Origin of the sequence: Paenibacillus cookii, from assembly GCF_018333375.1 — a bacterium.
Lineage (GTDB): Bacteria > Bacillota > Bacilli > Paenibacillales > Paenibacillaceae > Paenibacillus_AQ > Paenibacillus_AQ cookii.
Genome location: NZ_BORW01000010.1, coordinates 100,154 through 124,637, shown reverse-complemented (window position 1 = coordinate 124,637; position 24,484 = coordinate 100,154). Strand labels below are relative to the sequence as shown.

Genomic DNA, 24,484 nt, shown 5'->3' with positions numbered 1-24,484 from the left:
TCTTTAACCCATAGAACATTTTCGCTCGTGTTGACCGCTCCGGGTACGTATCGTTCTTCCGATCGCCGTTCTCTACCCCATCAACGCAGCCATCAATGCTTTCTGCGCGTGTAGGCGGTTTTCGGCCTGATCGAAAATCACCGAGTTTTTGCCGTCGATGACGCCTTCGCTGACTTCCTCTCCGCGGTGCGCGGGCAGGCAGTGCATGAACAGATAGTCGCTTTTTGCGCCTTTCGCCAGCTCTTCGTCTACTTGATAGTCCTTAAAAGCGGCCTCGCGGATCTTTTGCTCTTCCTCGAAGCCCATGCTTGCCCATACGTCCGTATAGATGACGTCGGCGTCTTTGACCGCTTCCTGCGGGCTGCGCGTTACGACGATTTGCGCGCCGGTTTCCTTCGCGATTTCGCGGCTTGCCTTCACGACCTCCGCATCCGGCTCATATCCTTCCGGACTGGCCACGGACACATGCACGCCCAGCTTCGCTCCGCCGATCATGAGGGAATGCGCCATGTTGTTGCCGTCGCCGATGTACGCGAGCTTAAGGCCTTTCAGCTTGCCTTTATGTTCGAGGATCGTTTGGTAATCCGCCAGCACCTGGCACGGATGCGCCAGATCGCTCAGCCCGTTGATGACCGGCACGGTAGCGTATTTGGCCAGATCCACCACATTGTTGTGCCCGAAGGTACGGATCATGATGCCGTCGAGGTAACGGGAAAGCACCTGCGCGGTATCGCTGATGATTTCGCCCCGTCCGAGCTGGATGTCGTTTTTGCTTAAAAAGAGCGCGTGCGCTCCAAGCTGGAACGCCCCGACTTCAAAGGAAACCCGCGTACGGGTGGAAGATTTTTCGAAAATGAGTCCGATCGTTTTGCCTTTCAGCGGCTGGTAAACCTCGCCGTTTTTTTGCTTGCGCTTCAGTTCGATCGCCAGATCGAGCAGGTACTGGATCTCTTCCGTGGAGTAGTCGTCCAGCTCAAGCAAATCCCGGCCCTTCAGGTTGACATGCTGCAGCTGCTCTGTTTGGGTCATGGGTGTTCCTCCTTGTTTGCGTTTGGTTATCATCTCGCCTAATGACGCTGCGGTGCGGGCCGTTTTGCCGATGGCCGGCGTTCTCAGGCCGCTTCGCCCCGCAACAGGTCATTCAGGATAAAAAATATTTATAATATTAATCTTTTTTTACGGCCGTATGGTCATGGATCACGCCGGCGATGATGCTTACCGCCTGATCGATTTCTTCCTTCGTCACGTACAGGTTCGGCAGCAGCCGGATGACGTTGGGTCCTGCAGTAATGAACAGCAGCCCGCGTTTTTGGCCTTCGAGCACCAGGTCGCCCACAGGTTCCGCGCATTCGATGCCAACCAGCAAACCGAGGCCGCGGACGGCTTTGACGTGAGGGTTGCCTGCCAGCTTCTCCGTCAGCTGCTCTTTCAAATAAGCTCCCATTTCTTCCGCGCGCTGCGGAAGCCGGTCCTCCAGCATCGTTTCGATCGTGGCGATGACGGCCGCCGTCGCAATCGGCGTTCCGCCGAAGGTCGAGCCGTGGCTGCCCGCCGAAAACGCATCCCGCAGGAAAGCTTTGCCGAGCATCGCGCCGGTCGGAAAGCCGCTGGCAATGCCTTTGGCAAGCGTAAAAATATCCGGTTCAATGCCGTAATGCTCGTGCGCAAACAGTTTGCCCGTACGTCCCATGCCGGTCTGCACTTCGTCGATGATCAGCAGCAGGCCATGCTCCTTGCACAGCTCCTGAATGCCGCGGACAAATCCTTCTTCCACCGGAAGCACGCCGCCTTCGGCAAGCACCAGCTCCAGCATGACGGCCGCCGTATGGTCGGTAATGGCCGCTTTGAGCGCATCCAGGTCGTGCAGCGGCACGCTTTTAAAGCCGGCAGGAAGCGGCAGGAAACCGTCCTTTACTTTGTCCTGCCCCGTCGCCGTCAGCGTCGCCAGCGTCCGTCCATGGAACGACTGGAAAAAGGTGATGATCTCATAACGATCCGTGCCTTTTACCTTTTGGTGATAACGCCGTGCCAGCTTGATCGCCGCTTCATTCGCTTCGGCGCCGCTGTTGCAGAAAAACACCGCATCGGCACAGCTGTTCGCCGTAAGAAGCGCCGCCGCCTTTTCCTGATTCGGAATGTGGAACAGGTTCGACACATGCCACAGCTGATCCAGCTGCCCTTTCAGCTTCGCCGTCACTTTCTCCGGGGCATGGCCCAGGTTGGTTACAGCGATGCCGCTCATGAAATCGAGATACTTGTTGCCTTGGTCGTCCCACAACCAGCTTCCTTGGCCTTTTACCAAACTGATCGGATATCTGGCATAGTTGGGAAACAACGAACTGGATTGCCCTTCAGGGATACTCATATAAAATCACTCCTATCCGAATCGATATATGATCGTTTCTTTGCCGTACTTTTCATCCGCCGCGTTGGTTGCGGTTCCGGTATAGCCAAACATCTGTATTTGAAGTGTTTTATTTTACGATTCTCGTCCCGATGGTTTCCCCTTGCAGCACCCTGCTCAGCACCATCGGCTCGCTGCCGTTCACGATGACGACTTCCCGGACGTCGCCCTGAATGCAGCCGACCGCCGCTTTGACTTTCGGGATCATTCCGCCGTAAATGTCGCCGCTGGCGATCATGTCCTCGATCTGTTGAACCGTCACGACAGGAAGCACCTGCTTGGCGCCTTCAATCTCTTTCATGATGCCCGGAACGTCGGTTACGACGATCATCCGGTCCGTTCCCAGATGCGAAGCGACCGCTCCCGCGGCCGTGTCGGCGTTGATGTTGTACCGCTGCCCGCTCGGATCCACGCCGACAGGCGCGATGACCGGCATGTAGCCCATAGCCGCAATCCCTTGAATGATGTCGGACCTTACATGCGTGACGTCCCCGACCCAGCCTACCGCATCGCTATTCGCTACCGGCTGCGCTTGGATCAAACCGCCGTCGACGCCCGAGATGCCAAGCGCCCTGCCGCCGCTTTGCTGGATGCGCCGGACGATCTGCTTGTTGATGCTGCCCGCGAGCACCATCTCCACCACGTCGAGCACCGCCTCCGTCGTCCGTCGCAAGCCGTTCACGAATTCCGTCTCAATCCCAAGCTTCTCCAGATTTTCCGAAATGGCCGGTCCGCCGCCGTGAACGATCACGGTTTGGATGCCGGAAGCCTGCAGCTGCTTCAAATCCTCGAAAAACGAATCCGGCAGCGCCGCCAGCGTACTGCCGCCGCATTTCATCACGAAGCTTTGCCGGCCTGCATGATCAGCCACCCGGGCGTCCCGCTGCTCCAATGTTTCCACTTGCTCTCTCCTCCCTCCGTATCCGTTTGGTTAGGTTCGGTAAGCCGCATTGATGCGGACATAATCGTAAGTCAAATCACAGCCCCAGGCCGTGGCCCGGCCTTCTCCTTGATGCAGATCCACCGCAATCCGGACGGTATCGCCCTTCAAATATTGCAAGGCTTCCTCTTCGTCAAACGCGACCGGCCGGGAGCCTTCCAAAACCGAAATGTGGCCGATTTGAATGTCCACCGTTTCCGGATTCACGGGTTCTCCTGCACGGCCGACCGCCGCGATCACCCGTCCCCAGTTCGCATCGGCGCCGAATACCGCCGATTTGACGAGGCTCGATCCAATCACCGTCTTGGCAATGGCGCGCGCTGACGCGTCGCTGACCGCTCCGTTCACCTGCACCTCGACCAGCTTCGTTGCCCCTTCGCCGTCCCGGGCGATCGCTTGGGCCAATACTTGGCAGATATAAGTGAATCCTGCCGCAAAAGCCTCCCAATCCGGGTGCGCCGGATGCAGCGCCTCATTGCCGGCCAACCCGCTCGCCATCGCAATGAGCATGTCATTGGTGCTGGTATCCCCATCCACCGTGATCATGTTAAAGGTAACGTCTGTGGCCTGACGCAGAAGCTGCTGCAGCGCTCCTGCCTCGATCGCAGCATCCGTCGTCATAAACGCCAGCATCGTCGCCATGTTCGGATGAATCATTCCCGACCCTTTGGCCGCCCCGGCAATCGTCACGTCCTTGCCGTTAACGACGACCGAAACGCATGCTTCCTTCTTTACGAGGTCGGTCGTTAAAATCGCCTGCGAAAAATCCTCCGCACCGGATGCTTCGCCGCTCAGCCGATCCGGCAAGCCGGCAATTCCCTCCGTGACGCGGTCCATTTTGAGCAGTTCGCCGATTACGCCCGTTGAGGCGACCGCCACGTCCTGCTCCGCTACGCCAAGATGGCGGGCAGCTTCCGCCCGCATCGTATAGGCATCTTCTTCGCCCTGTTTGCCGGTGCAGGCATTGGCATTGCCGCTGTTAACGACAACAGCCTGCAGTCTGCCGTCCTGCAAGCTTTCGCGCGTCACCTTCAGCGGTGCGGCCTGGATCAAGTTGGTCGTATAGACGGCCGCCGCGACGGCCGGTACTTCGCACAAAATGGCGCCGAGGTCATGACGCCCGGATTTTTTGAGCCCGCAGTGCAAGCCGCCTGCGGAAAAGCCCTTTGGTGTTATGATGGAACCGCCTTGTACCGCGGTAAATTTTGATTGTCCCATATGCTTTCATCCCTTTCCTTACGGATACACCGGCGTGTATCCCAGTCCGAGATTCTCCTCCCATCCCATCATCAGATTCAGGTTCTGTATCGCTTGGCCCGCGGCACCCTTCACGACGTTGTCGATCACGGAAATGATCGTCACGCGTCCCGTCCGTTCGTCCGCCGCAAAACCGATATCGCAGTAATTGGAGCCGTACACCTCTTTGGTCGCCGGCCAAATGCCTTTATCCCGCACGCGCACGAACGGGCGGCCCTCATAATACTCCCGGTACAGCTTCACGAAGTCCTCATCGCTATACGTACCGTTCATCCGTGCATACATCGTGCTCATGATTCCGCGCGTCATCGGAACGAGATGCGTCGTAAAGGTCACGGTTACCGGCTCGCCGGCAACTTGGCCCAGCACCTGTTCGATTTCAGGAATGTGCTGGTGTTTGTTGACCTTATAGGCTTTAAAATTTTCGTTGATTTCCGCGTAATGCGAAGTCAGGCTGGTGCCCCGGCCCGAGCCGGAAACGCCGGATTTGGCATCGATAATGATGCTTTTCGGGTCGATCCAGCCGGAACGGATGGCCGGGATGAGGCCGAGCAGCGTTGCCGTCGGATAACAGCCGGGGTTCGAGACGAAATCGACGTTTGCGACTTCCTCCCCATAAATCTCGCATAAGCCGTACACCGCTTTTTCCAAATACCGCTCCTCCGGAGCCGAATGTTTATACCACTGTTCGTACGTGCCGCCGTCCTTAATCCGAAAGTCGCCCGACAGATCAATGACCTTCAGCCCCGCCTCCAGCAGCTCCGGCACCAATTTCGAGCTTACGCCGGATGGCGTTGCCGTAAACACGACATCGGCTTTTCCGGCGATTTCCGCGGCATTCACGCCGTCCAGCTTATGCACGATAATATCCGTTAAATGCGGAAAACCTTCCGATATCGGCGCTCCCGCGCTTGATGATGAAATCACAGACGTAATTTCCGCCAGCGGATGGGCTTGAAGCAGCCGGATCAATTCCACCCCGCCATAACCCGTCGAGCCGACGATCGCTATCCTGATTTTCCCCGTTTCCCCTTGTTCTCCTGGCATCCCTTTGTTCTCCTCTCTATCCGTCTGACTTGCATCCCTCTCACAAATATGTATTATTATACGACCGTATTTATATAAATACAACACTTCAAACCGAATTTACGCATGTCCCCACCGGTTTATTTCCATTTCGCCTAGACAAGCATTCATATCAAAAAAGAGACACCCAAGCTATCGATGATAGCCGGATGCCTCTTTCGGGCCCTATAACCTCGCTATGCCTCCAGTTTAAACCCTTCCCCGAGCACTTCATGCGCACTGCTGATAATAACAAACACTTTGGGATCGACGGAACGCACCAACGTTTTGAGCCTTGTCGCCTCGCTTTGGCCGATGACGACCATCAGCACGGTACGGTCATCCCCGGTGTAACCGCCCTGGGCATTCAGCTTCGTCAACCCTCGATCAAGTTCATGCAAAATCGCTTCGCTGATGCGGTCCGTATGGTCCGATATAATGTACGCCACCTTGGAGTAGCTGAAGCCAAGTTCTACCGCATCGATGACCTTTCCTGAGACGTAAAGGCCTACAAGCGCATACAGCGCTTTTTCGAGGGACAACGTGCATGCCGCCAAAAGAATGACGCTGCCGTCCAGCATCACCACGCAGAGGGAAAAATTGAGCCCGCTGTACTTCTGGATGATCTGGGCCACGGTCGCCAGCCCTCCGGTCGATCCTCTGCCCCGGTATACGATGCCGATGCCCAAGCCTACGGCGATCCCCCCGTAGATCGAAGCAAGTATCGGGTTATCCGTCGGCAGCGGCCAATCCTTCGTCACATAGACGAACAGCGGCAAAACGATGCTGCCCAGCAGCGAACGAACCGCGTAGTTTTTCCCCAGCAGCAAAAATCCCAATATAAACACCGGAATGTTCAGCGCCCATTGCGTATAAGCCGGCTCCAGGCCGAACCATGCCTCAAACAGCACGGAAATCCCCGAGACGCCGCCGGACGCGATCCCGTGAGGCAGGAAAAATAAATTAAACCCTAAAGCGATCACAAACGAACCCACGACGATCAGGGCGATATCCGCCGTATGGCGGAGCGGTCCGGATGGGGGGAGGATGGGGGCCTTTCTGCGGCCCGAAACTTCTGCATGCGACATCTTCTTTTTTCTCTCCTTGGCTTAAAAATGATCAATATCCGCGGTGTGGATGAGTCCGCCCGAAACGGTAATGAACGAAAAAAATTCCTACAACGATACAGTGAACTTCAGGGAAACGAATCCCTCGTTCAATCTATATAGCGTGTAGGAATTTTTTAGGTTTTATTCGGTATCCACTTTAATTTGGCTGCGCAAATAGCCGTCGATGAACAGGTCCAGATCCCCGTCCATCACGGCGCCGACGTTGCCGGTCTCTACTGATGTGCGGTGGTCCTTTACCATGCTATAGGGATGAAATACGTAGGAGCGGATCTGGCTGCCCCAGGCAATATCCGACTGTTCCCCTCGGATTTCATCCAGTTCTTTTTGTTGCTCTTCGATTTTGCGCTCATACAGCTTCGAACGGAGCATCGTCATCGCGCGCTCCCGGTTTTTGATCTGCGACCGTTCGTTCTGGCAGGTGACCACGATCCCCGTCGGGATGTGGGTTATCCGCACGGCCGAGTCGGTGGTGTTGATATGCTGGCCGCCCGCGCCGCTGGCCCGGTACGTATCGATCTTCAGATCTTCGGTCCGGATTTCGATCTCGACGTCATCCGTGATTTCCGGCACGACGTCGCAGGATACGAACGAGGTATGGCGCCGGCCCGACGAGTCGAATGGCGAAATCCGCACCAGACGGTGAACGCCTTTTTCCGCCTTCAAATATCCGTAAGCGTTAAATCCTTTGATGAGAAGCGTGACGCTTTTGATGCCCGCTTCGTCACCCGGCAGGTAGTCGAGCACTTCGACCTTGTAGCCTCTTTTTTCGGCCCATCTCGTATACATCCGCAGCAGCATTTGGCCCCAGTCCTGGGATTCCGTGCCGCCCGCTCCCGGGTGAAGCTCCAGAATCGCATTCATTTTGTCGTAAGGCTGGTTCAGCAGCAGATTCAGTTCAAACTCTTCAAGTTTTTTCTTGAGGTTCGTTACCGCTTCGCTGATTTCCTCGACAAGCGATTCGTCGCCTTCCTCTTCGGCCAGCTCGGCCATCATGGCCGCGTCGTCGTATTCCTGCTGCAGCTTTTCGTATTGGTCCACGGAAGATTTGACCGCGTTCATTTCGGCGATGATGCCCTGCGCCTTTTCGTTATCGTCCCAAAAATCGGGCGCGGACATTTTCTCCTCGTAGTTGGCGATCATTTCCTGTTTGAGATCTAAGTCAAAGAGACCCCCTAAGGTTGGTTAATTTGGTTGCGATTTCCCGCAAATCATGTTTGACAGATGCATCGATCATGATTGTTCTTCACCTCTTCTATCGACATAAACTCCCTTAAACAAAGGGGCTCGGGATACCTGCAGGGTCGCCCGCGCCTTAACCTTTGATTCAAGGGAGTCTGGGTCCGGATCCAATGAATGGGCCCGGCTTGTTATCCTTGCAGCCTGCAAGCCGTTAGACCGCAGGCAGGCTTTATGATCTGTTTATTGTCTCTTGCCGCCAATTCAATTTATTCCGATACGGCTATTCTTGCCCGTGGCAGTGCTTGTATTTTTTGCCGCTGCCGCATGGGCAAGGATCGTTGCGCCCGATTTGTTCCCCGACATGCACCGGTTTTTTCTCGGCAGGTTCGCTGTTGGTGGTAATTTTGCTTTCCTCCACCACCGCCTGGCGCTCCTGGTTCGCTTCGATATGGGCCTTCATGACGTAAGTGGCCACTTCTTCCTGAATGGCTGCGGTCATGGCATTAAACATTTCGAAGCCCTCGAACTGGTACTCGCGAAGCGGATCCGTACCGCCGTAAGCGCGAAGGTGGATACCTTGACGCAGCTGATCCATGGCGTCGATATGGTCCATCCACTTGCTGTCTACGGAACGGAGCACGATCACTTTCTCAAACTCGCGAACGAGTTCGGATCCGATGCGTTCTTCGCGTTGGTCGTATCTGGCTTTGACTTTCTCGAAGATGAAATCCGCCATCTCCGGAATTTCTTTGCCCCACAAATCGTCGCGGGTAACGGAACCTTCGTCCAGAAGCTTGCTGTTGACGTAATCGGCAACCTCCTGCAGCTCCCAGTTCTCCGGAATATCGTCTTGGCAGTGGGCTTCGACCACGCGGTCGATGACCGGCTTGATCATGTCCATGACGATTTCCTTGATGTTGTCGGATTCCAAAATTTCGCGGCGCTGCTTGTAGATGATTTCGCGCTGCTGGTTCATGACGTCGTCGTATTGGAGAACGATTTTGCGCAGGTCGAAGTTGTTGCCTTCGACGCGTTTTTGCGCGGATTCGATCGCACGCGTGATCATTTTGCTCTCGATCGGCTGGTCTTCTTCGAAACCGAGACGCTCCATCATGTTCAGCACGTTGTCCGCGCCGAAGCGTTTCATCAGCTCGTCGCCCAGCGACAGGTAGAACTGCGTGGAGCCCGGATCGCCCTGGCGTCCTGCGCGTCCGCGAAGCTGGTTATCGATCCGGCGGGATTCATGCCGTTCCGTACCGATGATGTGCAGACCGCCCAGCTCGGCCACGCCTTCGCCCAGCAAAATGTCCGTACCGCGGCCCGCCATGTTCGTGGCGATCGTGACGGCGCCCGGTTGACCGGCGCCCGCGATGATTTCGGCTTCTTCGGCATGGTATTTGGCGTTCAGCACCTGGTGTTTGACGCCTTTGCGCTTCAGCATATCCGAAATGAGCTCGGAGTTCTCGATGGACACCGTGCCGACCAGAACCGGCTGGTTCTTTTTGTGGCGTTCCACGATTTCCTCCACGACGGCCTTGAACTTGCCGTTTACGCTCTTGTAGACTACGTCAGGCATATCGATCCGCTGGTTCGGTTTATTCGTAGGCACCTGGAGCACTTCCAGGCCGTAAATTTTCTTGAATTCTTCTTCCTCGGTTTTCGCCGTACCGGTCATGCCCGCCAGCTTGCGGTACATGCGGAAGTAGTTCTGGAACGTAATCGTGGCCAGCGTCATGCTTTCGTTCTGAACCTCGATGCCTTCCTTCGCCTCGATCGCCTGGTGCAGCCCGTCGCTATAGCGGCGGCCGGCCATCAGACGGCCCGTGAATTCGTCGACGATGACGACTTCGTCTTCGGTGACGACGTAATCCACGTCGCGGCGCATGATGACGTTCGCTTTGAGCGCCTGCACGATGTGGTGGTTCAGCGTCACGTGGGCGTGGTCGTACAGGTTGTCGATGCCAAAGGCGCGTTCCGCTTTCGCCACGCCTTTTTCGGTAAGCGCAACGGATTTGACCTTAATATCGACCGTGAAATCCTCTTCCGCCTGGAGCGTCTTCACGAAGCGGTCAGCCACGTAGTACAGCTGCGTCGACTTCTGAGCTTGTCCGGAAATGATCAGCGGCGTACGCGCTTCGTCGATCAAAATGGAGTCCACTTCGTCGATCGTACAGAAGTACAGCGGACGTTGTACCATCTGCTCTTTGTACAGCACCATGTTGTCGCGCAAATAGTCGAAGCCGAACTCGTTGTTCGTGCCGTACGTAATATCGCAAGCATAAGCGACTTGCTTATCGGCATGGTCCATGCCGTTCAGGTTCACCCCGACGGTCATGCCCAAAAATTCGTAAATTTGGCCCATTTCCTGGCTGTCGCGCTGTGCAAGATAGTCGTTGACCGTAACGACGTGCACGCCTAGGCCGAGGAGGGCGTTCAGATATACCGGCAGCGTGCCGACGAGGGTTTTACCTTCACCGGTTTTCATCTCGGCGATACGGCCTTCGTGAAGCGCCATGCCCCCGATCAGCTGGACATCGTAATGTCTTTTGCCGAGAACGCGCTTCGAGGCTTCACGCACGGTCGCGAACGCTTCCGGAAGGAGCTCGTCGAGCGTTTCGCCCTTTTCGATGCGCGCGCGGAATTCCGCCGTTTTGGCTTTCAGCTGTTCATCGGTCAGCTTTACGAAATCCGGTTCTAGTTTGTTAATGATATCGACCGTTTTCATCAAACGTTTGACGTCGCGGTCATTCGTGTCACCAAAGATTTTTTTAACAAGTCCTAGCATGGTTAACCCCTTTCACGCAAAACAAATGTTAAATTAACTTCAAGAATTCAGGGTTATCAACAAATGAAATCGATCCGGAGAATCCGTCTCACAGGCATGCGCTGAATGACAGGATCCGCTGACGAAACGATTCATACAGAAATGCAGGTGATTGTCTGAATGAAATGATCCGCGAAACAGAACCGACTTCACCCAGACCGTTGTTACGGTTTGAAGTTAATTCGTTGAACAAACAGGATTTTGCCAAATCCTTAGGATGCATATTCAAGCCTCTACATATAAAATCCCGAAAATGGCGTTTGCATAAATTGTAACAGTTTGTAAGTAAAGCCGCAACCGTGCGGATGGCGATGCATGCGCGGTTTTTAGGCCTACGATCTATATACGTAAGAAGAGCCCAATCCGTTGCAGGAGTTGAGCTCTTTTTTTCATAAATTCGGATTTAATTTTTGCATCATTTTGAAAAATGTACCTCTGGAAGCCCGAAGCTGCTTAATACGGATCGGATTCCGTTTGTTCGATCAAACCGTATTTGCCGTCGTTGCGCTTGTAGACAACACTCACTTCCTGGGTATCTACATTGGAAAACACAAAGAAATTATGCCCGACCATGTTCATCTGCAAAATGGCCTCTTCCACATTCATCGGTTTGAACGTGAAACGCTTGATGCGAACCACTTCGAAATCGTCATGGTCTTCTTCCGTCTGAAGCTCGGATGGCGCTGCGCCCGCAACGGCCGCTTCATCAGCGAACAACGTCTTCAAGCTGCCCTCCTGACGGAGTTTGCGGTTCAATTTGGTTTTGTGTTTGCGGATTTGACGTTCCAACTTGTCCACAACGGCATCAATGGATGCGTACATATCGTCGCTGCGGTCCTCGGCACGAAGCATCATGCCCGGGAGCGGAATCGTCACTTCCACGGTGTGCAAACCTCGAACGACACTTAGCGTTACATATCCTTCTGAGGCAAGGGGTGCATCAAAATACTTTTCAAGTCTGCGGAGCTTCTTGTCAACGTAGTCCTTCAAAGCTTCAGTCACGTCGATCTGTTGACCTCGAACACTTAAATTCATATGGCACTCCTCCTTTGCAATTCCATTATATCACATTTGTTAACGCTAAGTAAAAAGACATTTCTGTGTACGGCGGCGCGGATGTAAGCGCTTATGCAGCTCGCAGCTTGCCATTGCCCAGGATCTCGGTTTTACCGAAACAAGCAGAAACGAAACGGGGAGAAACAAAAAAACGAAAGCACAAAAAAACCCTGGATTTCTCCAGGGCTTCATGCTATCGCTTTTCAATTACTTAACCATCTAACCGTATATGTAGGTCGGCCTTGCCGGATGATTATAATTTGATTACGTTAGCAGCTTGAGGTCCGCGAGCGCCTTCGACGATGTCGAATTCAACGTCTTGACCTTCTTCCAAAGTTTTGAAACCTTCAGCTTGAATTGCGGAGAAGTGTACGAATACGTCGCCGCCTTCAGCAGTTTCGATGAAGCCATACCCTTTTTCTGCGTTAAACCATTTTACTTTACCTTGCATGCACAAACATTCCCTTCGTCATCAAATAAAGTGTGACTTTCGTCCACATTCCTGAATATACCACTCAGGCTTGTTCGTTGTCAATTGGAAAGGAAAATGGTTTATTGGAATTAAAATACAAATACTTGGCCTTACAAGGAAAACCTGACTTCATTCCTTAACTAATACCATTAAAAGTGCCCATGTGTCGAATTCCGAATTCTTGATATGTTCACTCAGGTTTTTAAGAAAAGCCGGGCTATGTTCAATAACTTTTGCACATGTTTGAATTATGCTAATCGCTTCATCCAGAGACATCTGCTTATTGTATGTTGCAACCCCTTGTATATAAAACCTTACAATACTATATAAAATAACAAGTAAGATATAGTCATCCAGAACATTAACATGATTTCCGATTAAGAAAAGACGTTCAAAAACTTGATTTACCAAAAAATTTTCCAGAACATAAGAATGTTCTTCAATAAATGGTTTATAGTACTTCTCAAACCCTCTCACGAAACATTCCTCAACAACTTTTGCATCCATTGTTTCTATAGAAAATGCAACATTGCTTTGCTTGGAATATTCGTTAAATTTAGCATGATTACTTTGCCTAAAATAGATCATTTCCATTAATAATTTTATCTGTACATGAATGACCATCGGCAACTCATTTAGTTGTTGTTTCGTAGCACTCATATGCATTCTTACTTTAAAGTCACTTATTACCTTAAGGATAATGGATTTATCATCAGAATCAACTACTGAATTTAATTTTTCACAAAACATGCCTAATAAGATCATTCGCTCAGAGACCGTAAAGTCTCTGTTTTGAAGCAAGTCTATTACAAAGGTTCTGATTTCCCAAAAGCAATTATGCCAGATACTGGTCGTGCTTAATGCCCTACTATAATGGTGCCTTGCATCTAACACTTCCTCATCTAAATCAAATTCCATTGGCTTTTCATTCGATAATGCCAGTCTGGCGATCTCCGGACATGATAATTTGGCGGATAATTCCACGCGTTCATCTACAAAATTAAAAACACGTGGATAGGTTAGACAAGTTTTCGAAAGATAGTCTTCCCCAAAATTTAGTTGAATATCACATAATCCATTATTCAGAAATCCACATGCGCCCTCTTTCGCCTGAATATATGCATACTTTTCATCGTTCGACTCTTCCTTGTTTCTAACAACAAATTCCGACACTTTGTTTGCAATATCTTTATTTCTAATATTTCGGTAATTTTTATAAGTTCTCTTATCAATATCTATTTTCCAGCCTGCACAGCAAGTATCTGGGCAGGACGGTCCAATACATTGAAATTGATTCATATATTGAGGTTTTAAAACGACAAATTTTTTTTTCATGTTTAATTCCTTTCTAGGAGAACTCAGACCTCCATTGCTGCATTTTATCGCAGAAACGACTATAATTGTTGATTGCTTTCTCTAATGTTTAAGCAGGGCATCTCATAGACACCCTGCTTAAAAAAGCTATTACTTATAGGTGTAGCTCACGGTATTACTGCCTGTTCCTTCATTATTAAAAATTTGAACTTGTACGGTCTCGCCAGCTACTCCAGGCGGTATTTTGACTTGTAGATACCCGTTGTAAGTTCCTGTTACAGTTGCCTTTGTCGTACCGAAATAAACTACCATGTCTTTGGTAATATTTTTAGCGTAAATATAATTCGTGCCTCCGCCGGCAGCAGGTCCGCTTGTATAGGTTAGGCTCGTGATAACTGGGGCTGGGGCTGGAGCTGGAGCTTCATAAAGCAGGTTGCCTGATGCGGTCTGGCCATTCGCGAAAGTCAGTATGACGGGAACATCGCCCACAGTCGAAAGTATAGGAGCGTTGAAGCTGAAAGCTTTATCACTAGTATACGAAGCGATTGGGACGTTTACCCCACCAACCGTGAGTGTCATCGTTTTCTCAAAGTACTCTCCACTAACGTATACTGTACCACCTTTATTATTTATAACTTTATTAGGTGTTAGACTCGTAATCCGGGGTTGAACTGGTTGATAGGTATACGCTTGAGACAACGTTGCCGTCCCCCCGTCACGGTTCGTAATAACGACATCGACTGTTCCTACTACAGAGGAAGCTGGTACCGTTACAGTAGCATTGTTTGAATTGGTTATACTATTTACTGTACCTCTTACCCCATTAAATTCAATGGTCATCCCTGATTTAAAATTTGTACCTTGGATATACACTACATTTCCGCCTAATATAGAGCCCGTATTTGGAGAGATCGCTGTGAACGTTATCGGGTCAGGAAGCGGTGTATAGTACTTATATGCAGATGGCAATGTTGCAGTCTGAGTATCAGGTAACACGACCTTAACATCTACAACACCGTCGGCTACCCCTGCAGGAGCAGTTACCGTTAATGTTTTTCCAGAAGTATTAAGTTTTACAGTAGCTTCATTGGAGCCGAAAAAGACTTTAGTACCGTTAGCAAAATTAGAACCATTAATATAAACTGTATTTCCACCAGTAAGAACGCCTTCTGTTGGTGTAATCGATGTAATTGTTGGCGGATTTAACTTAGGAGGTTCCTCATAAGTAAACCCTTTTGGCAGTACGGCTTCTTGACCGTCCGGGTTTATTATCTTTACGTCTACAGCTCCTGCCAAGCTGTTCGATGGAGAAATGACTTGAACTTGTTTATCGCTAAAATATGTTGCTACATTTGCCTCTTTTTCACCAAAGAAAACTCTCACCTTTGGAGAAATAAGTTTACCATTAACATAAACTGTTGTCCCACCTTCAGTTGACCCTTTATCGGGAGCTATGGATGTAATTTCAAGTTTAGGGACAAGTTTTTCCTGGTATGTGTAACCATTGGGGACAGCGGTCTTAGTACCATCCGGATTGATAAACTGCAAATCTACGGGGCCTGCATTGTCTGCAGGAGGTGCAGTAACTACTAAATACGTTGCAGACAAATTCATAGTGACTTGAGCCGGTTTTCCGCCAAAGAGTACTTGAATGCCTTTCATAAAATAATTGCCTTGAATCGTAACATTGTTGCCGCCTTCAAAAGGCCCAGTTCCTGGGTTAATAGAGCTTATAACTGGATCAGCTTGATAAGCATAATTACCGATTGCTTTTTGGTTATCCGGATTTGTAACTGTTATCATTACTTCTCCTTGACTTCCTGCTGGGGCTGTAACTTCCAAATGTTCAGAATCAATGAAGCTTACATTTACGGATGTGCTTCCGAAAGTAACCTTCGCGCCCTGAACGAAATTTTCACCTGTTATCGTAACCTTATTTCCGCCTTGTGGATGTCCCGTTGCCGGATCAACCGTTTTGATTACAGGAGCAGGTAGCTTAACCTGAAGTCTAGCATTAGGAATACTCTTGGTGCGCATAGCTCCTGCATAATCCTTATAGGTAATTACAGAGCTTGTATCAGCAACATCAAAGTTTCCGTTTTTATTCTTGTCTTTAGGACGAATCTTATAAGTAAATGTCAGGTTCTTATCTTTTAGTTCATTGAACTTCCAAGTCAGAGTATTTCCATTTACCTCTGGTTTTGGAATATTATTATCATAGGAACCCGGTACTACTTCAAAATTGGGAGCAACCGTGTCTGTGACCGTTACATCATATGCACTTGCAACGCCAATTTCTTTAACGATTGCTGCGTATATCTCAGCCAACCCCTGAGATCCTAATACAAAATGATGATGATTCGAAGTCGTTGCCATATCCTTAAGGAGCAAATTCGGTTTACTTGTATCCGGGTTATCATTTGCATTCAATAAAGCAATTGTATAGAACACGATCCCTTGCTCTTTAGCCTCGTTTGCCTTTTGTAATGCGTATTGATATGCAGTGCCTGATGGTTCCGTTGCATCTCCATCCGTCATCAAAACTATAACGGGTTGGGCTTCATCCCGAACGTTAAGCAATTCTGTCATTGCCATATCTATGGCCGCTCCCGTTGCTGTGCCCCCATTAGCAGTAATCCCCGAAATATAGTTTTTTGCTGCACTCGCATCTGTGCCAAGTGGAAACAACTTAACATTATTAGTTGAACTATAGTCTACGACTCCTACACGATGCACCTTAAAATCCATTAAATCAATAAAACCTTTAGCCGCTTCTTTAGCATTTGTCATTTTATTTTCAGTCGACATACTTCCTGATTTATCAATGATCAAAATGACATCATTAGGCTTAACAACATTAACCGGCGGTGTTCCTTGAATATTTAACGAAACCTCTGCTTCATCGTTGACAGTGATTGTCGTAGGATTGACAGTACGTGTTACGTTAATGTAATCTCCTGTTGCAGCACTTGTTGTTGGGATAATTGGTAATCCCGTAATTAATAACAAAATTGCAATAATTATTGCAGGGTACTTCGAAAACTTTTTCACTTGCATGCCTCCTTAAAATATTAAACAATAGAATAAGTTAGTTACTTCGATCTATAAAGGCACCATATTCCATTGGACTTTCATTGCCATAAATCTGGCGAGCTTTTTTTGCATTTCCTACCTTTGACATCATTGAAACTACCTGATCTTTTTCGAGAGTAAAGCGAACCGACATTTCCTTCTCCAGAACAACACACTGACGAAATATCGATTTAACTTCATCAGACCAACTTATGATATTGTGATCGGCTTGATAGTCTTCGATCTGTTTCCTGACGAGACTTCTCTTTGATTCAATAGCTTCAAACTCTTCGAGAAAGTCATCCCTATCGGTTGACAAATGTGACATCTCCTCAGTTAATTCATACAAACTTCTGGCTAAAGTTAAGATATTCATGATTTCACCAATTTCAATGCTTCGTTCCAAGTATCTCTCAGTTCTTTCATTAAATTAATGCTCTCTAAAAGTGGCTCCTCTTGTGATCTGACATCCGCTTTAATGATTAGCTCTTTGATATACAGATAAAGACTAGATAGAGAATGAGAAATCTCGTACTTCATGTCAAGAGTGACTAAAAGCTCGTCGATAATATTTGTAGCCTTGGCCAAGTAAGTACTTTTTTCTTCAAAATTGCCATCCTTTAAGCCCTTTAATGCCAATCGAAGGAATTTGACGCATCCGCTGTATAACAACAGAGTTAGTTCTCCAGGATTAGCAGTATTGACCTGCGTATTAAAATAGGTGTTTTGTGCCTTATTCATTAGATCATTCACCTCTTCTCATCAATAAATGCTCCCCGAGCCAACTGTTGCAACTTCTCCACGAGATCAAGAATTTTTTCTGGAGGAATCTCCCTGATTACCAAATTGCTGTCCTTGTTGATAACTTTTACGATCAATTCTCCGGTACTTTCGTGAACTTTGTATTCAAACTTTTGCGGAGTACCTTCCAGTACCTTATTGACTTTGTTAATCGCGTCTAACACCGCTTGTTCTGAAACAGATAATCGTTCATACTTTTGTTTTTGCGCCAATTCCGAATATTCGCCACCAACCACAGTGAATGAAACTTCATCGGTGCTTTTTTTTGGGCCGAGCGACGATAGTATTGGACTATTTAAAACATCCATATGACTACCTCCCTCATCATTTATCCGAATTGTTTACTCAACCAGGCCATTTGGCTATTATTATTTTCTAATGCCTTTTCCATAGCCGAAAACTTTTTGTAGTATTGATCTTCTTTTTTCAAAAGTCTAGCGTCCCACTCAGCCACATCCTGCTGTAACCTAGAGTACTGTCGGCCTAATTCCGTGGATGCATCCATCAGTCCTCCACCACTTCTGCCTGCTTTTAGACTAATTGCCGACACTGTAGTATTCAAAGTCTCATAAAGGCGATGTGCAATCCCCTTTGAGTTTGTATCGGCGGAGAAGTTATCAAACATGGCTACCACGGCATCCGGATCTTGCTCCAGAGCTTTTCTTAACTGGCTTTCATCAATAACCAGCTTACCAGCATCTTTGGGATTATATCCCCCGGGAACAAACTTGCTCGTAGTAATTCCGATCTTATATAAAGAATTAAATTCTTGAGGCACGCCATCAACAGAGGCTATAACAATTCCCCTCATCGCAGAAACCAGACCGCTCAACGTAGAATCATTATGCAGAAGACCTGTTTTCACTTTGTCTTCCCATAGTTTGATGTCGTTTTCACTCATTGCCTCCTTTTGCTCAGATGTCAATGGGTCGTATCCCTTAACTCTTTTATCAGTAATTTTTGTGTTAACCAGTTCCATTATTTCATTGTACTGGTTAACGAAATTCTTGATTTTATCTACCATTCCATCGATATCTCTGTCGGCTTTAACGGTAACAGGAGAGGTAGTTTTATCTAGTAAGGTGTAATTTACTCCATCAACGGTAAAAGTATTGGAATCTCTATAAGAATCCACACCGTCAATTTTCACCTTTGCATCTTTACCTGTCGCCACTGTTAAATCGACACCGATTGCGTCCAAAAAGTTGCCCGAGACTTTCTCAAATTTGATCTGTGATGCAGCCCCAGTAGATTTAGTCGTAAATGTAAACCTGTCCGATACGCCATCATAAGACATGTTCACGCCTGCAGCCGATTGGTTCACCTTATTTATGATGCTTTGCAGACTATCACTACCTGAATAGGTAATTTCAACGCCATTGATTTTGAAGCTGTCAGTCCCCGTTCCGTTCGGAACAATTAGATTCGTATTAAATTGTTTCGCTATTTCACTGAGTGGCGCCGTTAGATTGATTTTCGAAGTCTGTCCCCCTTTGAATCCTAAAGCAGTAAGTCCGCCATTACCTTCAGATAATGTAATTGGGGGAAGAGAACCTGCCGTTCCTATGGCATCAAGTTGTAATTGACTTCCATTAAGCGAAGCCTTAATCCGATTAGGTCCAAATGACTGATCAATTTTACTTTGTAGTTGTACTTGCAATTGATCAGGTGTATAGCTGCCCTCATCCAAAGTAATTGATTTGGTTACACCGTTCAGTGAAATGCTAAAGCTGTCATTGGAGCCCTTAGTAATAGTTGTTGTAGCCTGAAGACCATCACCGGTTAAGCCTACCCTCGACACACTACTCCCGCTTGATTTAATGGCATTCGACGCCAGCTCCAAAACCTCGATCGAATGGGAGCCGGTTTGGGTAGAACTCCCTGATACGGTAACTTTGGAATTATCAGATGATGTAAACTTGGAGCCCGCCAAATTGCTAGTTAATCGAAAAGTTTGCAAACTATCCCGGAAGGAACTTAACTTCAGGTTCACATCTCGATACGCATTCATCTTAAAGTCAAGTAAATCCCGCTTCTGAAGTACTTTGGTGTATGGAATTTTTTCGGCCGTCATTAGTTGCTTGACAATCAAGTCAATATCCATTCCGGATGCCATACCCGTGATTCTCATTGGCATTTTCATAGCCTCCCTAATCTTGTTTTTCTATATTTATTATCGTATATTCACTTAATATTTATTAGAGTTGATATGGGAAAAGCCCGCTATGTAATAGCGGGCTTTTCAAGGACCAACAAGATGATTAACGCAACAATTGCAGAACACCTTGCGGCGCTTGGTTAGCTTGTGCCAGCATTGCTGTAGAAGCTTGTTGCAGAATATTGAATTTCGTGTAGTTCATCATTTCCTGAGCCATGTCTGTGTCACGCACACGGGATTCAGCAGCTTGAAGATTCTCAGCTGTTGTTCCAATGTTATTGTAAACGTGATCCAGTTGGTTTTGATAAGCACCTAAGGTCGCGCGGGCTGTGTTTACTTTCTCAATTGCATTATCAACATTTTTCAGTTCATTTTGAGCGTTAGCTGCACTATCAACACCAGTCAAACCAAGGTTAGCAGCTGCTACATTAATTTTACTCAGGTCAATTGTCACTTTGTCGCCAGAGTTCGATCCATACTGAATGTCAGTAGTGTCAGAGCCAGTGCCGTCAAGCAACTTTTGGCCGTTGAAAGTCGTTTTTGTTGCAATATCATCAATTGCGGATTTCAATTGCTGATATTCTTGGTTCATTGCTGTGTAGTCGTTTGTCGTGTAAGTAGAGTTACTTGCTTGAGTCGCCAATTCCTTCATGCGTCCCAACATATCGGATACTTCGGTCATTGCACCCTCAGCAGTTTGCACCAAAGAGATACCGTCTTGCACGTTACGCATACCTTGATTCAAGGACTTGATTTGTGCGCGCATTTTTTCGGAAATTGCAAGACCAGCTGCATCGTCGGCAGCACGGTTGATGCGGTAACCGGAAGACAATTTCTCACTGGATTTGCCTTGTTGGGTGTTGTTGAACACCAGGTTACGATGAGAGTTCATTGCGTTAATATTGTGGTTGATAATCATTGCTCTTCCTCCTTGAGTTTAAAAATTCACATCCTTGTGAAGTAGGCATTTTGCCTTACAATATATTTATCGGATGGAATTTTGAAAAGTTGATACCCGACAATAAAATTATTTTTTTAATTTTAATAGCAGATCCGGGGTTCCAGAACTTGCTTCTCGATTACTTTCTTTCACCTCATCCACCAGTTCCTTCCTCAAAATAACAACACTCTCCGGCGCTTTAATTCCAAGCTTCACACTCTCGCCATCTACAGATGCAACAAATATCTCGATCTCGTTATTAATAAGAATAGATTCTCCACGCTTCCTTGAGAGTACCAGCAATTATTCCTCTCCCCTTTCCTTATGCTTCTGAACAATCAGAGGGTGATTGGCTCTATAAATTCCACCTTGAAGCACTTGCTGGGTTCCAATACGTTCATTCAGATTAATAATCAACGGAGCCAACAAGTTAATGGTGGAGGTACTTAATGAATCCCTTATTGTCACTATACTTAATACGAGAACATCCTCCGGATCATCAATCATTAAATGAGTCTTTAATTGTTCTTCCAAATGAATCGAGTAGGTATTATACCATTCAAATGGTGACGTTGTTACAAAAGATATTTCTGGATTATCGAGACTTCTCAGGTACAGAAAAGGAGTATCCTTAACGATCTCCAGTTCAAATTCGTCCAATTCTTCGAATCCTAATATGCTGCCGGAAAAGGATACTTTGAAACTTTTATTATTATCAATTATCTTTTGCACAATAGCTACCTCCAATAAAGAAAAAACTACAGCTAGACAAGCCATAGTTTTTCAAGCATAAGTATCGTAGTTGCTGACCCACATTGTCAGACTGTTTTTATTCTTGATATAAATGTCTACCTTGCCATCTACATAGGAAGTACGAGGTTGCTGTGGAGTATAAGTCATATCTATTTTCTGCGGTGACCACTCCAGCTCTACTTTAGCAGGAGTATATTGAACATCAACATTTGCACAAGAGGCATCGCCCGTACACTGAATTGAGGATTTTTCCTGAGTGCGCTTGACAACCATGTCAGCGATTGAACTTCCTTGTTTTGCGAACTTAGCGAGTTGATTTCCTTCTTCCACAATTCGTGATACATTAAGCAAAAGTTCCTGATTCATTTGACTTGAGATTAGCCTCAACCATTCCATGTGATAGCCCTTACCCAATGCCATCCAGGCTCTGGAACTGTCGATAGTTAATTTCTCCTTGTCTGTATTTGCCTTCATTACGGAAGGACTGCTCTGGATTTCAAGATCCCCTGGCGGTGATTCGATATCAAGTCTCGCTCGATTTGTTTCAATTCCAATAGAAGCAAAATTCTGGCGAATCGATAGGCGCAACAAATTCATTCAAAACACCCTTAAACTATGATTAACGTAAATAGTCCAGAAGACTGGTTTGCATTATTTTGGCGCTTGTAGCCAAGGATGCTTGATATACACTCTCATCTTGTTTAAACTTCATGATCGTTTCAGCGTAGTCCGCATCTTCGGTTTTAGATTGCATTGAAGTAAGGTTGATTTCAAGATCGCTGAGCCTATTGCTTATTAATTCTACCCTATTGGTTCTAGCACCAATCTCCGAACGTACTTCATTAATCTTAGTTAATCTGCTGTTCAACAAGTTAAGTTCATTTTGAGCACTTCGTTGATCTCCGACTGCTAGAGCGTTTTGAATTCTTGTCAGCACCCCAAACAGGTTATCTGGATCAGAGGATTTACCGAACACATCCTCTCCCGTCACATTAATCGGCAATGAAGCACCCTCGGTAAACTTGTACGTAATCCCCATCGTATCCGTTCCTTGTGTCGGAGCATTCGTAACATCATAAGGAGCCTGATCCGTAAGTTGTCCATTAAAAATATATTTATCGTTAAATTTACTGTTTCCTAAAGTTACTATTTGCTCATAGATTTGCTTTATCTCTACATTGACTGCATCAATAGCTTCTTGAGGATTGGTTCCATTAACGCCCTGAACCAATAATTGGTAGGCCCGCTGAGATGCATCATTTAGCTGGTTTAACACCGTATCTGTATAATTCAGCCACGAAGTAGCAGCATCAGCATTTTTCTGATATTGATCATTAATCGAAAGCTCACTGCGGTACCTTAACGAATAAGTGATACCTACGGGGTCATCCGAAGGTTTATTGAGCTTTCTTCCGGTAGATAAAACATTCTGATTATTGTCCATTCGAAAAAGATTCGAATTAATATTTCTCATCATCTGCAGATTCATCATGCCCGGTGTTACTCTCAGTGCCAATCATCATCACTCCTTTCTTATCTTCCTACAATTCCCATACTGTTAATGATCTTGTCCAAATTTTGATCCATTGTAGTCATAAAACGTGAGGCTGCCCCGTATGCATGCTGGAATTTGATCAGATTCGCCATTTCCTCATCCATAGATACTCCGCTTACTGATTGTCGTCGTGAATCCACCTGGTCTACAAGTAACTGATTGTTGCTTTCCTGACGCTGTGCTTCTCTACTTTCAACACCCAATTGTCCCATAATAGATCGGTAATAGTCATCTACAGTTCCTTTAGTAAAAGCATTATTACTTGCAATCGGGTTGAATGTAAATTTGCTATCTTTGAGTTGAGACATCAACAAGGCAAGGGTGTTGTTACCCTTGACAGCCACATCTCCATTTGTACCTGTTGTTACACGCAAAGTTGAGGCGATTTGATTAGGATCCTTATCAATCACCGGGTTTAATTGAATAGTACCTGCTGTTATGTTCCCCCCGATCGAAGTAAAAATGTCTACTCCTTTCGTTGCCGGAGGACCAAATACATAACCTAATTGATGCAAACCGTTTATGCCTTTTACCGTTGTGGTGAGATCTTGAGTCAGCGTTCTATTTGCCCCGCTATACGTAACCCCGTTTAATACGGTTCCTTCAGGAAGTACAGAGCCCGCAGGGACTGTAATTTCAACTTCCCCATTTGCTATTGAATTTGCGAGTTGATCGAGTTGGTCAATATAATCTTTAACAATAACATCTCTGGATTTAATAGTCCCAAACATTTCACCACTAGTTAGTGTTTTACCGGAATATGCACCCTCCCAATCGGCAGCCGTAGTATCCGTGGAATTCTCGCCGTTAACTAATTCCATCCCACCCATTGCTACCCTGTACCCGATGTCATCTTCAACAACAGTAACATTAGCAAGTTTGGACAACTGATCAACGATTAGATCCCTCTGATCCCTTAAATCATTTGCGTTATCGCCGGTTCCTTCGATTTTGTATATTTGTCTATTAAGATCTGCAATTTGCTTCGTCAAAGTATTAATATTTTGCGCGTTCATAGAAAGGCTTGTCGTAAGATCCTGCTGCATATCCGTCAACTTTTTGCTAATTTCATTAAAAGCATCCACCATCGCCAAAGCGTTCTCTTTCACAATCTTTCTTGCCGTCACATTCTCAGGATCCTTACTTAGTTCAGACCAGGATTTCCAAAAGTTATCAATTACTGTAGTCAAGCTTGTTTCTGACGGCTCGTTAAATATTTTTTCCAATTTAGAGAGCGTCCCCGCTTGCGCTTCCCACTCGCCCAAAGAGCGATTGGTGTCCCGAAACTGATCATCCAGAAAAGTATCCCGAATTCTTTTGATGTAGCTAACTTCTACTCCCGTTCCTAATTGCCCTGGCGCTGTTGATTTATATAAGCCGGGATATTCGAGAGGTCTTGTAGCAGCCATTCCAACAGACTGACGGGAATAGCCTTGCGTATTGGCATTTGCAATATTATGGCCAGTCGTGTTCATCGCGGCCATTTGGGTAAACAAACTTCGCTTGGAAGTTTCTATGCCATGAAATGTAGAAGTCATGTGTATCCCCTCGCAATTTTTCGAAT

22 protein-coding genes are annotated in these 24,484 nt (G+C 47.3%); all 22 read right to left on the bottom strand.

Translation table 11 applies throughout. The annotated features are described in order from the left end of the window. Positions 1-72 precede the first annotated feature (72 nt). The 22 genes from argF to flgK all read right to left on the bottom strand — a co-directional run bounded on the left by argF (position 73) and on the right by flgK (position 24,458). The gene (gene argF / locus KI367_RS12010) at positions 73-1,029 is read right to left on the bottom strand and encodes an ornithine carbamoyltransferase (RefSeq protein WP_212949871.1); all 957 of its coding nucleotides are present in this window, start codon (positions 1,027-1,029) and stop codon (positions 73-75) included. Between the two features lie 136 nt (positions 1,030-1,165). After that, positions 1,166-2,365, bottom strand: coding sequence for an acetylornithine transaminase (gene argD, locus KI367_RS12005; RefSeq protein WP_212949869.1), 1,200 nt, complete (start codon positions 2,363-2,365; stop codon positions 1,166-1,168). Between the two features lie 109 nt (positions 2,366-2,474). Beyond that, positions 2,475-3,242 (bottom strand): acetylglutamate kinase, encoded by a 768-nt coding sequence (gene argB / locus KI367_RS12000; RefSeq protein ID WP_212949931.1) that lies wholly within the window; start codon positions 3,240-3,242, stop codon positions 2,475-2,477. Between the two features lie 93 nt (positions 3,243-3,335). After that, positions 3,336-4,562, bottom strand: a complete 1,227-nt coding sequence (gene argJ, locus KI367_RS11995) for a bifunctional glutamate N-acetyltransferase/amino-acid acetyltransferase ArgJ (protein ID WP_212949868.1) — start codon at positions 4,560-4,562, stop codon at positions 3,336-3,338. A gap of 18 nt (positions 4,563-4,580) precedes the next feature. Next, positions 4,581-5,648 carry an N-acetyl-gamma-glutamyl-phosphate reductase gene (gene argC / locus KI367_RS11990; RefSeq protein WP_212949866.1) on the bottom strand — a complete coding sequence of 356 codons (1,068 nt, stop codon included), beginning with the start codon at positions 5,646-5,648 and terminating at the stop codon, positions 4,581-4,583. Between the two features lie 215 nt (positions 5,649-5,863). After that, positions 5,864-6,754, bottom strand: a complete 891-nt coding sequence (locus tag KI367_RS11985) for a YitT family protein (protein WP_212949864.1) — start codon at positions 6,752-6,754, stop codon at positions 5,864-5,866. A gap of 162 nt (positions 6,755-6,916) precedes the next feature. Continuing rightward, a protein-coding gene (prfB, locus tag KI367_RS11980) for a peptide chain release factor 2 (RefSeq protein WP_212949862.1) occupies positions 6,917-8,030 on the bottom strand; the annotation gives its coding sequence in 2 pieces (ribosomal slippage) (positions 6,917-7,957 and positions 7,959-8,030; 1,113 coding nt in all). 225 nt (positions 8,031-8,255) lie between these two features. Continuing rightward, a complete protein-coding gene (gene secA, locus KI367_RS11975) occupies positions 8,256-10,760 on the bottom strand; it encodes a preprotein translocase subunit SecA (RefSeq protein WP_212949860.1) in 2,505 nt (834 codons plus the stop codon). Positions 10,761-11,252: 492 nt separating this feature from the next. Continuing rightward, the gene (hpf, locus tag KI367_RS11970; protein ID WP_212949859.1) at positions 11,253-11,834 is read right to left on the bottom strand and encodes a ribosome hibernation-promoting factor, HPF/YfiA family; all 582 of its coding nucleotides are present in this window, start codon (positions 11,832-11,834) and stop codon (positions 11,253-11,255) included. 274 nt (positions 11,835-12,108) lie between these two features. Further along, positions 12,109-12,306, bottom strand: a complete 198-nt coding sequence (locus KI367_RS11965; RefSeq protein WP_036710441.1) for a cold shock domain-containing protein — start codon at positions 12,304-12,306, stop codon at positions 12,109-12,111. A 150-nt stretch (positions 12,307-12,456) separates the two neighbouring features. Further along, entirely contained in the window at positions 12,457-13,662 is a 1,206-nt protein-coding gene (gene fliB, locus KI367_RS11960) for a flagellin lysine-N-methylase (RefSeq protein ID WP_212949857.1), read from the bottom strand. Between the two features lie 129 nt (positions 13,663-13,791). Next, on the bottom strand, positions 13,792-16,698 hold the full coding sequence (locus KI367_RS11955; RefSeq protein WP_373316227.1) for an IPT/TIG domain-containing protein: 2,907 nt from the start codon (positions 16,696-16,698) through the stop codon (positions 13,792-13,794). 31 nt (positions 16,699-16,729) lie between these two features. Next, the gene (locus KI367_RS11950) at positions 16,730-17,032 is read right to left on the bottom strand and encodes a hypothetical protein (protein ID WP_212949853.1); all 303 of its coding nucleotides are present in this window, start codon (positions 17,030-17,032) and stop codon (positions 16,730-16,732) included. Between the two features lie 53 nt (positions 17,033-17,085). Beyond that, a complete protein-coding gene (gene fliS, locus KI367_RS11945) occupies positions 17,086-17,454 on the bottom strand; it encodes a flagellar export chaperone FliS (RefSeq protein WP_212949851.1) in 369 nt (122 codons plus the stop codon). An 8-nt stretch (positions 17,455-17,462) separates the two neighbouring features. After that, positions 17,463-17,822, bottom strand: a complete 360-nt coding sequence (locus KI367_RS11940) for a flagellar protein FlaG (RefSeq protein ID WP_212949849.1) — start codon at positions 17,820-17,822, stop codon at positions 17,463-17,465. Between the two features lie 20 nt (positions 17,823-17,842). Further along, positions 17,843-19,651 (bottom strand): flagellar filament capping protein FliD, encoded by a 1,809-nt coding sequence (gene fliD / locus KI367_RS11935; RefSeq protein ID WP_212949847.1) that lies wholly within the window; start codon positions 19,649-19,651, stop codon positions 17,843-17,845. A gap of 124 nt (positions 19,652-19,775) precedes the next feature. Continuing rightward, positions 19,776-20,591, bottom strand: a complete 816-nt coding sequence (locus KI367_RS11930) for a flagellin N-terminal helical domain-containing protein (RefSeq protein ID WP_212949845.1) — start codon at positions 20,589-20,591, stop codon at positions 19,776-19,778. 108 nt (positions 20,592-20,699) lie between these two features. Next, complete coding sequence (gene csrA, locus KI367_RS11925; protein ID WP_212949843.1) at positions 20,700-20,915, bottom strand: carbon storage regulator CsrA; 216 nt, start codon at positions 20,913-20,915, stop codon at positions 20,700-20,702. Further along, positions 20,916-21,344, bottom strand: coding sequence for a flagellar assembly protein FliW (gene fliW, locus KI367_RS11920; RefSeq protein WP_212949842.1), 429 nt, complete (start codon positions 21,342-21,344; stop codon positions 20,916-20,918). It lies immediately after the preceding gene. Between the two features lie 51 nt (positions 21,345-21,395). Further along, positions 21,396-21,962: a DUF6470 family protein gene (locus KI367_RS11915; protein ID WP_212949840.1), complete on the bottom strand. Its 567-nt coding sequence runs from the start codon at positions 21,960-21,962 to the stop codon at positions 21,396-21,398. Between the two features lie 22 nt (positions 21,963-21,984). After that, entirely contained in the window at positions 21,985-22,881 is an 897-nt protein-coding gene (gene flgL, locus KI367_RS11910; protein ID WP_212949838.1) for a flagellar hook-associated protein FlgL, read from the bottom strand. A gap of 17 nt (positions 22,882-22,898) precedes the next feature. Beyond that, positions 22,899-24,458 (bottom strand): flagellar hook-associated protein FlgK, encoded by a 1,560-nt coding sequence (gene flgK, locus KI367_RS11905; protein ID WP_212949836.1) that lies wholly within the window; start codon positions 24,456-24,458, stop codon positions 22,899-22,901. Between the last annotated feature and the right edge of the window lie 26 nt (positions 24,459-24,484).